This window comes from Celeribacter sp. HF31, assembly GCF_011806455.1.
Lineage (GTDB): Bacteria > Pseudomonadota > Alphaproteobacteria > Rhodobacterales > Rhodobacteraceae > Celeribacter.
The window spans coordinates 288,099-300,889 of the sequence record NZ_JAATOT010000002.1; the positions used below are offsets into that span (position 1 = coordinate 288,099).

At 61.8% G+C, this 12,791-nt stretch carries 10 protein-coding genes; all 10 read right to left on the reverse strand.

Annotation, left to right across the window (positions count from 1 at the left end; translation table 11 throughout):
* Positions 1–402 carry a hypothetical protein gene (locus HCZ23_RS04840; RefSeq protein ID WP_167600574.1) on the reverse strand — a complete coding sequence of 134 codons (402 nt, stop codon included), beginning with the start codon at positions 400–402 and terminating at the stop codon, positions 1–3.
* A 1-nt stretch (position 403) separates the two neighbouring features.
* Complete coding sequence (gene hflX / locus HCZ23_RS04845; RefSeq protein ID WP_167600575.1) at positions 404–1,699, reverse strand: GTPase HflX; 1,296 nt, start codon at positions 1,697–1,699, stop codon at positions 404–406.
* A gap of 105 nt (positions 1,700–1,804) precedes the next feature.
* A complete protein-coding gene (gene hfq / locus HCZ23_RS04850) occupies positions 1,805–2,041 on the reverse strand; it encodes an RNA chaperone Hfq (RefSeq protein WP_066603845.1) in 237 nt (78 codons plus the stop codon).
* A 190-nt stretch (positions 2,042–2,231) separates the two neighbouring features.
* A complete protein-coding gene (locus tag HCZ23_RS04855) occupies positions 2,232–3,761 on the reverse strand; it encodes a TrkH family potassium uptake protein (RefSeq protein ID WP_254869933.1) in 1,530 nt (509 codons plus the stop codon).
* 17 nt (positions 3,762–3,778) lie between these two features.
* The gene (trkA, locus tag HCZ23_RS04860) at positions 3,779–5,155 is read right to left on the reverse strand and encodes a Trk system potassium transporter TrkA (RefSeq protein ID WP_167600577.1); all 1,377 of its coding nucleotides are present in this window, start codon (positions 5,153–5,155) and stop codon (positions 3,779–3,781) included.
* A 91-nt stretch (positions 5,156–5,246) separates the two neighbouring features.
* Positions 5,247–6,650 carry a sigma-54 dependent transcriptional regulator gene (locus HCZ23_RS04865; protein ID WP_167600578.1) on the reverse strand — a complete coding sequence of 468 codons (1,404 nt, stop codon included), beginning with the start codon at positions 6,648–6,650 and terminating at the stop codon, positions 5,247–5,249.
* Between the two features lie 21 nt (positions 6,651–6,671).
* Positions 6,672–8,921: a PAS domain-containing sensor histidine kinase gene (locus tag HCZ23_RS04870; protein WP_167600829.1), complete on the reverse strand. Its 2,250-nt coding sequence runs from the start codon at positions 8,919–8,921 to the stop codon at positions 6,672–6,674.
* A 196-nt stretch (positions 8,922–9,117) separates the two neighbouring features.
* Positions 9,118–10,494: a sigma-54 dependent transcriptional regulator gene (locus HCZ23_RS04875; RefSeq protein WP_167600579.1), complete on the reverse strand. Its 1,377-nt coding sequence runs from the start codon at positions 10,492–10,494 to the stop codon at positions 9,118–9,120.
* Positions 10,495–10,612: 118 nt separating this feature from the next.
* Positions 10,613–11,695: a nitrogen regulation protein NR(II) gene (locus HCZ23_RS04880; RefSeq protein ID WP_167600580.1), complete on the reverse strand. Its 1,083-nt coding sequence runs from the start codon at positions 11,693–11,695 to the stop codon at positions 10,613–10,615.
* Entirely contained in the window at positions 11,692–12,699 is a 1,008-nt protein-coding gene (gene dusB / locus HCZ23_RS04885; RefSeq protein ID WP_167600581.1) for a tRNA dihydrouridine synthase DusB, read from the reverse strand. The genes HCZ23_RS04880 and dusB overlap by 4 nt, the downstream gene beginning before the upstream one ends.
* Positions 12,700–12,791: the final 92 nt, after the last annotated feature.

Below are 12,791 nucleotides of genomic sequence, written 5' to 3' on the forward strand. Positions count from 1 at the left end.
TCACGCCTGGCCTTTGATCTCATCCTTGTAGACCAGAAAGGCCGCGCCCTTTTGCATGGCTTTCAGCGCCGAGGCGTCCAAAGCCTTGTCTTTCAGACGCGGGCGCCCGGTGATGTCTTCGCCTTTTTTCATCTCCATGCCGGACCAGCCAGTGGCCTCAAGCCCCTTGAAGGCTTTGGCAATCGCCGGGCGTTGTTCGCTGGCGACCATGAAGACCATGATGGCGTGACGCCCGCCCATGCGCAGGCCGGTTTTGGCGCCGGCCGTGGCCTCGAACAGCATCATGAACAGACGCTTCTGCGGCTTGCCATCCGTCGCTGCCTTTGTCGCCGGTTTTGCCTTGCCAGACTTCTCTTTGCCCGTCTTGGATTTGGCCGTCTTGGCTGCCTGCGCTTTGCTCATCTCACATCTCCCGAAATTGCTTTTCCTGACGCGGGGTCCAGAGCACCTTGAGCTGATAGCCGTCCTCGGCCATCTCCTCGCTCAAGACCACACCCTCCTCAAAGAGCCAGGCCCGTTTCTTGCCCTCGGAATAGGGCAGGACGAGATCGCGTTCAATCTTGTCTTCTTCGAAAAACCCGGAAATCGCCGACAAAAGCTGCGGCACGCCCTCGCCCGTCACCGCGGAGATCGCGAAGATGCCCTCTTCCTGCCCCGCGCGCTCCATCCGGGCGGCGTGGGCTTCAGGGTCCAAAAGGTCGATCTTGTTCCAGACCTCGAACATCGGGGCGTCTTCCTTGATGCCCAGATCGGAGAGAATTTTCAGAACATCGTCTTTCTGTTCCTCGGTCTCCTCGGCGGCGATGTCGCGAACGTGGAGGATCAGATCGGCGTCCAGCACCTCTTCGAGCGTCGCGCGGAAGGCGGCCACGAGTTGCGTCGGCAGGTTGGAGATGAACCCCACCGTGTCCGACAGGATGATCTCGCGGTCCCCACCGTGGGCGTTTTCGATCACCAGCTGGCGCATGGTCGGGTCGAGCGTCGCAAAAAGCATGTCTTTGGCGAAGACATCGGCGCCCGTCACCGTATTGAAAAACGTCGATTTCCCGGCGTTGGTGTAGCCCACCAGCGCGACAATCGGGAACGGTACTTTCGCACGCGAGGCGCGATGCAGCTCGCGGGTTTTCACCACCTTCTCCAACTGACGGCGCAGGCGCACGAGCTGTTCGTCGATGGCACGGCGGTCGGCCTCGATCTGGGTCTCGCCGGGACCGCCGACAAAGCCCAAACCGCCGCGTTGCCGCTCAAGGTGGGTCCAGGCGCGGACCAATCGCGTGCGTTGGTAAGTGAGGGCCGCCATTTCGACCTGCAACACGCCCTCGCGGGTGCGCGCACGATCAGAGAAGATTTCGAGGATAAGTCCCGTCCGGTCGAGAAGTTTGACCTTCCATTCCTTTTCCAAATTGCGCTGCTGCACCGGGGTCACCGGGCCGTCGATCAGCACAAGTTCGACCTCTGCGGCTTTGATCCGCTGTTTCAGCTCTTCGATCTTGCCGGAGCCGAAAAGATAGCCGGGCTGGATTTTCGGCAAGCGCACGATCTCGGAACCGACCACTTCGAGATCGGGCAAAGCGGCGGCCAGCGCCACGGCTTCCTCCAACCCCGCCTGCGGTTCGCGGCGGTCCCGGTCGGAGGTGATGTCGGGATGAAGCACCCAGGCACGGGTCTGCTTCACGTCATGTTCGTATAGTTCGGCCAAATGCCGCTCCTTTAAACGCGAGAAAGCACCCGCCGTCCTACGACAGGTGCCGATATGTCTTAACGTCACTTATATCTGACTGGACGGATTGCAAGAGGGCTGAAATTACGCCTCTTCGCCGTCGTAAAGATTGATCGGCTGAGCCGGCATGATCGTCGAGATCGCGTGTTTGTACACGAGCTGCGATTGGCCGTCGCGGCGCAGAAGGACGCAGAAGTTGTCGAACCAGGTGATCACACCCTGAAGTTTCACGCCGTTGATCAAAAAGATCGTGACGGGCACTTTGGTCTTGCGAACGTGATTGAGGAAGGCGTCCTGGAGGTTCTGTTTGTCGGCGGCCATGATCTTTGCCTTTTTCTTGCGCTTTATGATGCGAACTGTCCCTCGGGCGACAGCACTTGAGGACACCTCGCCGCAGATTCACCCGAATGTCAAGATAAGCGCCTGAAATTCCCCACTCTTGTGTCGCGGCTATGGAAAAGACGACACAAATTTACGTCACTCGGGACGCTAACATTCCGGGAAGGGCGGATCACCGCCGCCAGAATTCCGGGTTCAAAAGCGCGATGATCGCCAACATCTCGAGACGCCCGAGCACCATGGTGGCCGCCAGGATCATCTTTTCCGCATCCCCAAGGCTCGCGTAGCTCAAGGGCACATCGCCCACCACATTGGCCAGAGGTCCCGTGGTCGTGAGTGCGGAAATGGTGAACACCGCCGCCTCCTGAAAATGCAGCCCGAACAAGGACAAAAGCATCATGACGGCCGCAATGGTGAAGGCGAAGACCATGAAATAGACCCAGGCCACATAGGCGCCTTCGCGCCGGATGCGCCGGGCATTGGCGCCCGCGCCCCCCACAGAGTTGGGAGAGATCAGCTTTTCGATCTCGCGTTCGCCGTGGCGCACCAGAGCGTAGAGCCGGAGCAGTTTGACACCGCCCGCCGTGGTCGCCACGCCACCGCCGAAAATCGCCAGCCCCATAAGCAACACCCCCGGCGCCTGAAGCCCGGACCAGAGCCGCGCCTCCTCCCAGCCGAGGCTCTCGAAACCCGCAGTGGAGAGGAAGGACAGCACCATGAAAGTGCCCCCCCAAAGAGACGACAGCGCCCGGGTAAAGGTCCAGTCGCCGGACACCTCCAGCACCGCCACCCAATGGCGCAGGAACAGCAAAAGCGGCACGACGATGATGAGCGCGAGGCCGATCTTCATCTCCGGGTCGCGCCAGAGGGGCGGCGCGCCGGTGCGGGCCTGATCGGCGGTGAAGGTCTTGCGCGACAGCGCGAGGAACAGGAAGGCAAAGACCAGAACTTCGCCGATAAACCCGGTGCCCGCCTCGGTCAGCCCGCCGACGGGCGAAATGCCGGAGGTGGCCATCACGGACATGGCGTGGCAGATCGCCACATAGGGGTTCGAGCCGATCATCGAGAGCGCAAACCACAGCGCCAGCGTAAGGCCAAGATAGATCGGGAACAGCTTGACGGTAAACCGCGCAAGGCGCTCAGGCGCGGCGGCGACACGGGTGATCTGAGACGCGCGCACTTCGCTTTGCCCGACCCCGCGCGAGGAGATGACCTCAAAGCCGCCAAGATTCAAAGGCGCCAGCACCGCCACCGCCGTGACCCAGGCAAAAAGCCCCCCCAGCCAGCCCACCAGAGCGGTCCAGAGATGCACGGGCCGCGACAGCCGCGCCGGATCGTCAAACAGCGTCGCGCCGGTGGTGGTGAGCGCCGAGACCATCTCGAAATAGGCGTTGAAATAGGTGGTGTCTTTCGTGGCCTCCGAGAAAGGCACAGCCAGGATCAGCGGCAGCGCGGTATAGGTGCCCAAAAGGGTCAAAAGCTGATTTCGCCCCTCCCGGTCGCGGTCCTTGAGGCTCTCGCGATCTTCGGTCGCCTCGGGACGAAACCGGGCGATGGCGATGAACCCCGCGAGCGAGGAAAACAGCACCGCCGCATAGAAGAACGCCCGCGCATCGTCCCATTCGCGCAGCACCATGGCATAGATCGCCGGGACCAGCATCGCGCCCCCGCTCACCAGCATCAGCTGGACAAAAAATGGCATGCGCGAGAAGCGGTTCATCAGAAGTAATCGATCGACACTTGCAACAGACGCTCGACCTCGGGCACGTCGTCCCGGAGCGAGAAGATGGTGATCACATCGCCCTCGTCGATGCGGGTTTCGCCGGTCGGCTTGATGTATTTGCCGCCCTTGGAGATCGCGCCGACGAGCACGCCTTCGGGGAAGTCGATGTCACGGATCGGCTTGCCGGAGATCGGCGAGGTCGAGAGCACTTGCGCCTCGATCACCTCCGCCTCGCCATCGCCCACCGAATAGACATTGCGCACCCGCCCGTGGCGGATGTGGCGCAGGATCGAGGACACGGTGGTGGCGCGCGGGTTGATATAGGCGTCGATGTCGAGCGCGTTGAGGATCGGCACCAGCGTCGGGTCGTTCACCAGACAGATCGCCATCTTCGCGCCGCGTTGTTTCGCGCGCACGGCGGCGAGCATGTTGACCTTGTCGTCATCCGTCACGCACAGCGCGGCATCGGCGCGGGTGATGCCCGCCTCTGCCAAAAGCTCCTGATCCAGCGCATCGCCATTGAGCACAATCGTGCGCTCCAGACTGTCGGCGGCTTTCTCGGCGGTCTTGCGGTCTTTCTCGATGATCTTGGCGCGCACGCGCTCGGTGCGGGTCTCCAATGCCTGCGCCACAGCGAGGCCGACGTTACCGCCCCCCAGAATAACCACGCGGTCCTGTTTGGCATGGGTTTTGCCGAAAATCTCCAGCGTCCGGGTCAGGTCGTCGGAATGGGCGAAAACATAGACCTCGTCTTTGGCAAAGAGCTGATCATTGGGTTCGGGGGCGAACAACCGCCCCTCGCGACGCACGCCGACGACGATGGCCCGGAGCGTCGAGAAGAGATCCGACAGCTCGCGCAGGGAGGTGTTGAGCACCGGGCAGTCCTCTTCGAGCAGGATACCCATAAGCTGTACGCCGCCCGCCAGAAAGGCCTGCGTGTCAAAGGCCGCAGGGGCCGCCAAACGCCGCAACGCGGCCTCGGCCACCTCTTTTTCGGGCGAGATCACCACATCGATCGGCAGGTGATCGCGGCGGTAGAGATCGGAATAGATCGCGGTCAGATAGCTCTGCGCCCTCAGACGCGCGATTTTGCGCGGCACGCCGAACACCGAATGCGCCACCTGACAGGTGACCATATTGACCTCGTCGGAATAGGTCGCAGCGATCACCATATCGGCGTCCCGCGCGCCCGCCCGCTCCAAGACGTCCGGATAGGAGGCGAAGCCTTCAATCCCTTGCACGTCCAATGTGTCGGTCGCGCGGCGCACCAGCGCCGGGTTGTTGTCCACGACGGTGACGTCGTTTTTCTCGGAAGAGAGTTGTTTGGCGATCTGCCAGCCGACCTGGCCCGCGCCGCAAATGATGACTTTCATCGCATCACCTTTATTGCTTCGCCCCAGCCTTCGCACTTAACGGCGAAGGCGTCAACGCGGCTGTCACGTCATTTCGGGCCGTCAACAGCCGTTACTCCGCCTCTTCCGAGACGTAGGCCACGCGGCCGCCTTGTTTGTTGCCGGTCACAACGCCCAGGGATTTGAGCTTGCGGTGCAGCGCCGAGCGCTCCATGCCCACAAACGTCGCGGTGCGGGAGATATTGCCGCCGAAGCGATTGATCTGGGTCAGAAGGTACTCACGCTCGAACAGCTCGCGCGCCTCGCGCAGAGGCAGCGTCGCAATCGCAGGCGACAGAACCGCCCGCCCGTCGTCTTCGCGCCCACCCTCCTCGGACGGCAGCTCAGAGACCTCGATGTCGCCCGTGCTGTCGCCGAGGATCAGCACGCGTTCGATCACATTCTTGAGCTGGCGCACATTGCCCGGCCAAGCCATGGTCTGAAGCATCGCGGCGGCGTCTTCCGTCAGCGCGCGCTGCGGCAGGCCCTGTTCGCGGTTCAGTTTCTCGATGAAATACCCGGCGAGTTCCGGGATGTCCTCGCGGCGTTTTTCGAGCGCTGGCACCTCGATCGGCACCACGTTCAGCCGGTGATAGAGCTCCTCGCGGAAAGTCCCGTTCGCAATCTCCATCGTCAGGTCGCGCGAGGTCGAGGAGATCACCCGCAGATCGACGGAGACCTGCGCCGTGCCGCCGACCCGCGTGAAGCGTTGATCGACCAACACGCGCAGGATTTTCGACTGGGTGCCCGGCGGCATATCCGCCACCTCGTCGAAATAAATCACGCCGCCGTTGGCCTCTTCCAACAGGCCTTTCTCGATGCCGCGCTCCGGGCTTTCGCGTCCGAACAGCACCTCTTCCATCCGGTCGGGTTCGATATTGGCCGAGGACACGGAGACGAAAGGCGCGTCGTTGCGGTCGGACCCCGCATGAATGAACCGCGCCGCCACTTCCTTGCCCACGCCCGCGCCGCCCGTCAGCATGACGCGGCCATTGGATTTGGTCACTTTTTCCAGATTGAGTTTGAGCTGTTTGAAGGCGGTGGAGACGCCGATCATCTCGACATCGCCCGACCCCGAGCGTTTCAGCGTGGCGTTTTCGCGCCGAAGACGCGAGGTCTCCATCGCGCGGGTGATCACCACCATGAGCTGGTCGATGTTGAACGGCTTCTCGATGAAATCGTAAGCGCCCTGTTTGATCGCCGCCACCGCGATCTCGATGTTGCCGTGGCCAGAAATGATGATGATCGGCACCTCGGGGTGCTCGCGTTTGACATGTTTGAGGATGTCGATCCCGTCCATGTCGCTGTCCTTGAGCCAGATGTCGAGGATCATCAGCGCCGGCACCGCGTCATCGATTGCCTTCATGCAGTCGTCGGAATTGGCCGCCAGCCGCGTCTCAAAGCCTTCGTCCTGCAAAATATCTCCGATCAATTCGCGAATATCGCGTTCATCGTCGACGATCAGAATATCAGACATGGTTCACTCCAGACTTCATCATTACACTGCAAGCTCTTGTTTTTCATCTTTATTCACCACCTCAATGAGGGCGAGACGAATGGTGGCACAGGCGCCGATCCGCCCCGAAGGATCAATCGGCTCACCATCCGTGAGCGTCAGCGTCCCGCCATGTTCCTCGATGATTTTCTTGACGATCGGCAGGCCCAGCCCGGTGCCTTTCTCGCGCGTCGTCACATAGGGTTCAAAGAGGCGCGAACGATCTTCGGGAAGGCCAATGCCATTGTCCGTGATCGTCACCACCGCCTCATTTTCCTCGCGCCGCATCGCCACGCGCACGGTCGGTTCATAGTCCGCCTGGAATCCATTTTCCAACTGGGATTCAATGGCCTCCCCAGCGTTCTTGATCAGGTTCGTAAAGGCCTGGCCGATCATCGTCGCATCCACCTCGGCCCAGGCGTGATCCGGTTCGATCTCGGCGCGCACCCGCATATCCGGCAACGCGTTTTGCTGCAACAGCACCGCGCCTTTCACCAGCTCGACCAAGTCGTGTTCCCGCCGTTCCGGGCTTGGCATCCGGGCGAATTTCGAGAATTCGTCCACGATGCGCCGCAAATCGCCAGTCTGGCGCACGATGACGGAGGTATATTGCTCAAGATCCGCCCGCGCCTCCTCATCGAGGCCGCGGCCGAATTTGCGCAGGATGCGTTCGGCAGACAATTGAATGGGGGTCAGCGGATTCTTGATCTCATGCGCAATGCGCCGCGCCACATCGCCCCAGGCGGCCAGACGTTGGGCACTCACCAGATCGGTCACATCGTCAAAGGCCACCACATAGCCCTCAAGCCGCCCCTCGACGTCGCGCCGCGTGGCGATGCGCACCAAAAGGCTTTCCTGCGCGCCAGAGCGAATGAGCCGCAACTCTTCTTGCGCCACCTCGCGATTGCCCGCGCGCAATACGTCCAGCAAGGGCCCGAATTCCGGCACCACCACGGCCAGCGCCTCGCCCGTCACATCACGGTCGCCAAGGCTCAACAACGCCTGCGCCGAGCGGTTCAAAAGCGTCACACGGCCCTCGGCGTCCAGACCCACGACCCCTGCCGTCACCGACGACAGCACAGAATCGAACAGGCGGCGGCGCTGGTCGATCTGTTCGTTGCGATCCAAAAGCTCGTCGCGTTGCAGTTTCACCTGCCCGGTCATCTGGTTGAACACACGGCCCAGCGTGGCGATTTCGTCTTGGCCCTCTTCCTCAGGCACACGCACAGACAGATCGCCCTCGCCCACCTTCTGCGCCGCCCCAGCCAGCCGCCCGATGGGCCGCGCGAGGCGTTCGGCAAACCAAAGGCCGAGCCAGGTCGCCGCCAGAATGAGGATGATGGCAAAACCGATATACAAAAGCCCGAATTCGAACAACAGCCGCCCACGGTCGCTTTCCAACTGGTTGTAAAGTGCGATGCTGTCCTGCGTCTCGTCCAGGAGATTGAGGATTTTGCCGTCCACATCGCGGGTCACATAGAGATAGCGATCCGAAAACCCGGCAAGCCGCTGAAGCGCGCGGGATTCGTTTTGATCCCAATCGTCGATCAACACCAGCTCACCGCTTTCGGCGCGCACCAGATCGGCCTCGGAGGGCTGTTCATAATCAAAGAGATAGGAGCGATCTCCGCGGGCTTTGATGTCGCCCGCCCGGTCGATCACATAGGCTTCGCGCAGGCCCCGTTGGATGAGGCCCTGCCCCTGATTGAGCACCTGTCTGAGCGCCCCATCTGGCAGGATCGTCACCTGACGGCGGCGGTCGATGATAAAATTCGCAAGCGCGCGGGTGTCCTCGGTGAGGCCATCGTGGTGCTCGTCCTCATAGGCTTTTGCAGCCTCCAAAGAGGAGCCCACCACACTGCGGACCCGGTCGGAGAACCAGCCTTCGAGGCCGAAATTCACCGTCACCACGGCGAAGATCGCCACCATGACGGTCGGGATCAGCGCCAAAAGCACGAAAGCGCCGGAGAGACGAAGGTGGAGCCGCGAACCTTCGGAATGCGCCCGCCGGGCGGCGATGACGCGCGCGATGCGTTGCGCCACCAGCCCCGCGACCAGAATGACATAGACCACATCGGCCAAAAGCACCGAGCGCAGCATGGTCGAGGCCGGGCCATGATCCAAAGGCCCCAAGACGAGGAAAGTCAGAATCGCCAGAACCGGGCCGAGAATGAACACCGCGAGCGTCGCGGCATTCTGCAACCGGCGCTGACGCCGTAGCCGCGTCAGGCGTTGCCAGCTCTGCCGTCCGATCCGTTGTGCCAGGGCTTTATCCGCCAGCGTTTTGGCCACGTCGCGCCTCGTCTTTATCCTGCTCTTGGTCCTGCCCTCTTGCGCGGGTTGGACCAATAGCATGACCAAGACGCAAAGCACGGACATCCGTTGCAATCTGGTCGCAGCTGCGTGCTTTCCGCATCACTGCGCCCAAATCACCACGGATGTGGCCTTTTTACATCAACTTGCGGCGGCGTGTCACCTGAATATCGAGATCATTGATCTTTTTACGCAAGGTATTGCGGTTGATGCCAAGCAGATCGGCACATTTGGCCTGATTTCCGCCGACCGCATCGAGCGCGATTTCGATCAAAGGCCCCTCGACCTCCTTCAAAATCCGCTGATAGAGCCCCGGTGGCGGCAAGACACCGCCATGCAGGTCGAAATAGCGGCGCAGGTGTTTCGCCACGGAAGAGGACAGTTTTTCGCCCTCGGAGCCACCCTGCAGCGGTTCCATCGCGGGTTGGTTGCCCAAAACGGTTTCCACTTCGATCCGGGTGATTTCCTCTTCGGGAGAGGTTACGATCAACCGGCGGATGGTGTTTTCCAACTGCCGCACGTTGCCCGGCCAGCTGTAGGCGCGAACCAGTTCCATCGCCTCATGCGAGAAGCGACGCGCGGACAAGCCGTCGCGTTCGGCCTTCGACAGGAAGAACTCCGCCAGAAGCGGGATGTCATCGACGCGCTCACGCAGCGACGGCACGGAAATCGTCACGCCACCCAGACGGTAAAACAGGTCCTGACGGAAGGCGCCGCTTTCCATTTTCGCGGCCAGATTGGCCTGAGAACTGGCCATGATGCGCGGGCCGTTGTCGGTGAAACTGTCGAGCATCCGCACGATGCGGGCCTGGGCCTCTTCGTCGAGATCGCCGACCTCATCGAACAGGATCGAGCCATTCTTGGCCTTTGAGATCACCGCAGCCGGGCCTTCCATCGTCGCCAGATCGGCGGCGGAGACCACCACGAAGGGCAATGTGCGTCGGTCGGAGAAATCATGGATCGCGCGGGCGATGAGCGATTTCCCCGTGCCACTCTCGCCAGTGATCAGCACCGGAAGATCGGTGTTCATCACGCGGGCGACAAGGCGATACAGCGTCTGCATCGCAGGCGTACGTCCCACCAGCGGCAGATCCTCTTTCGGTCCCTCGGAGGGCGCTTTGGCATTCGACGGCGCCGGGTTGGCGCGGCGTTTGACCTCCAAGGCTTTCGCGGCGCGTTTCATCAGATCGGGCAGATCGAAAGGTTTCGGCAGGTAATCGAAGGCCTCGGCCTCCGCCGCCTGAATCGCCGTCATGATGGTGTTCTGCGCCGAGATCACGATGACCGGAAGACCGGGCCGCAGCTCGGCGATTTTCGGCAGCGCCTCCAACCCATTGCCATCGGGCATCATCACATCGGAGATCACCAGATCGCCCTTCCCCTCCTCGACCCATCGCATCAGCGTGACCAGAGACGAGGTCGCGTGGACCTTGCATCCGGCGCGGGTCAGCGCCTGGGTCAGAACGGTGCGGATCGTGCGGTCGTCATCAGCGACGAGGATCGTGCCATCCATGTTTTTCTCTCCTTGTCAGTTCCGCAACAGGACCGAGGCTGTCCCCTGTCCGTCGCGCATCCCCTTTTTAACGGGGTTCTTCACAGTTTTATTACACATCATGCCCAGATCATCGCACTCACGTCGAGGATGTTGCATCGCGGGGTGCAACCGGGAGCGAAATTCGGAACACGGTCTTGCCCGGCGTCGAGTCGACCGAAATCCAACCCTCGTGGTCCGAAATGATCTTGGACACCAGCGCGAGGCCCAGCCCCGTGCCGTTCTCGCGGCCCGACACGAAGGGTTCGAAAATATCCGATGCGATCTCCGGCGGAAGGCCGGGGCCGTCGTCGATGATCTCGACCTGAAGCGGCAGCGCGCCGCCGGTGCCGTCCTTGCGCCGCAGCCGCAGCGACAGGTCGTAAAAGGTGCGCAGGCGGATCACACCGCCCTCTTTGCCGGCGGCCTCGGAGGCGTTCTTGATCAGGTTCAGGAAGACCTGCAAAAGCTGATCGCCATCGACAAAGGTCGGCGGCAGCGAGGGGTCGAATTCCTCGATGAATTTCATATTCGCGCCGTAGGACAGCTCGGCAGATTTGCGGGCGCGGTCCAAAAGGTCGTGAATGTTGATCGCGCGTTTCGCGGGCGGGCGCAGGTTGCCGAATTGCTCGACCTGCTCCAAAAGCGCCACGATCCGGCGGCTTTCGGCGACGATCAGATCGGTCAGTTCCAAATCTTCGGGGCTGAGGCTCATTGAGAGCAATTGTGCGGCACCGGTGATGCCCGCCAGCGGGTTCTTGATCTCATGCGCCAGCATTTCCGCCATGCCGATCGCCGAACGCGCGGAGGTTTTCACCTGATGCGCGCGGCCCAGCCGGTCGGCGATCTGGCGCGGCTCCATCAACAGGATCAGCCAGTTGTCCATGCCCTGCAAAGGCGCGATCTGGATGTTGCACTGCACGGGTGCGGCGTTGCCGCCGGAGACATCGACATTGTTGATAAACAAAGGCGAATCGTCGCGACGCACGCGGGCGAAAGCCTCTTCGAGCGGCGCGTCGATGGCGAGTTTGTCGAACACCGGCACGCCCATCAGGGTGCGCGCGGAGGCGTTCAAAAACAGCTCCGCCGAGGAATTCACCTCATTGATCAGATTCGTCGCGTCGATCATCACCGCAGGCACTGGCAGCGACGGCCAGAGCATATCGAACCGCGCATCCGTCATGCGGCATATCCTTCTGTATCGGCTTTTGTTCCGGGAAACGCGCCGCTGAGCGCCTCGGGCAAGAGCGCCAGCACGGCCTCAGGCGTCTTTTCAGTCAACACGCGTTTGCGCAGCACGGGCGGCGTGCCTGCGGTGTCCATATACCAGCCCAGATGCTTGCGCATCACGCGCCCGCCCAGGTCCGTGCCATAGAAGGCAACACCGGCCTCATAATGTCCGGCGACCATATCGGCGAAATCCTTGCCCTCGGGACGCGCGGGCTCCGGCTGGCCCGTGAGGTTCGCCGCGACCTGCGCCAGAACCCAGGGCTGGCCTTGCGCACCGCGCCCGATCATCACGCCATCGGCGCCCGATTGCGTGAGCGCCTCCTGCGCGGTCTCGGGCGAGGTGATGTCGCCATTGGCGATCACCGGGATCGACACCGCCTCTTTCACCGCACGGATCGCCGCCCAATCGGCGCGCCCCTTGTAGAACTGGCACCGCGTGCGGCCATGGATGGTGATCATCTGAATGCCCGCGTCTTCGGCGCGTTTGGCAAGCTCCGGCGCATTCAACAGCGCATCGTCCCAACCCAGCCGGGTTTTCAGCGTCACCGGCACAGAGACCGCCGCCACCACCGCCTTAATGAGCGTCAAGGCATGATCGAGATCGCGCATCAGGGCCGAGCCGGAATAGCCGGAGACCACCTTTTTCGCGGGGCACCCCATATTGATGTCGATGATCCGCGCACCGCTGTCTTCGGCGATCTTCGCGGCCAAGCCCATAGGCTCGGCTTCGCGGCCTGCAAGCTGCACGGCGGTGTTCTCAATACCAAACCCCAGTTCCGCCTTTTCGCGGGTGCCGGGCCGGGCGTTGATCATGTCATGTGAGGCGACCATCTCGGACACCACAAGCCCCGCTCCAAAGCTGGAAACCAGCGTTCGGAATGGCAGATCGGTGATCCCGGCCATAGGGGCCAGAAACACGGGAGGGTCCAGTGTGAGTTGCGCCAAACGAACGGGCAAGCGATTAATCCTTAAGCATTTCGACCAGAGGTAGCGCCCAAAGATGCGAGTCGCAAAGGGTCGCGCGGGACTTTCGAGCAAAAAAAGAGCGG

Bases quoted from the DNA above. Each gene is read 5' to 3' on its own strand.
- HCZ23_RS04840 (WP_167600574.1), bottom strand. From the start codon at position 402: ATGAGCAAAGCGCAGGCAGCCAAGACGGCCAAATCCAAGACGGGCAAA.
- hfq (WP_066603845.1), bottom strand. From the start codon at position 2,041: ATGGCCGCCGACAAACAGAACCTCCAGGACGCCTTCCTCAATCACGTT.
- HCZ23_RS04855 (WP_254869933.1), bottom strand. From the start codon at position 3,761: ATGCCATTTTTTGTCCAGCTGATGCTGGTGAGCGGGGGCGCGATGCTG.
- trkA (WP_167600577.1), bottom strand. From the start codon at position 5,155: ATGAAAGTCATCATTTGCGGCGCGGGCCAGGTCGGCTGGCAGATCGCC.
- HCZ23_RS04865 (WP_167600578.1), bottom strand. From the start codon at position 6,650: ATGTCTGATATTCTGATCGTCGACGATGAACGCGATATTCGCGAATTG.
- HCZ23_RS04875 (WP_167600579.1), bottom strand. From the start codon at position 10,494: ATGGATGGCACGATCCTCGTCGCTGATGACGACCGCACGATCCGCACC.
- HCZ23_RS04880 (WP_167600580.1), bottom strand. From the start codon at position 11,695: ATGACGGATGCGCGGTTCGATATGCTCTGGCCGTCGCTGCCAGTGCCT.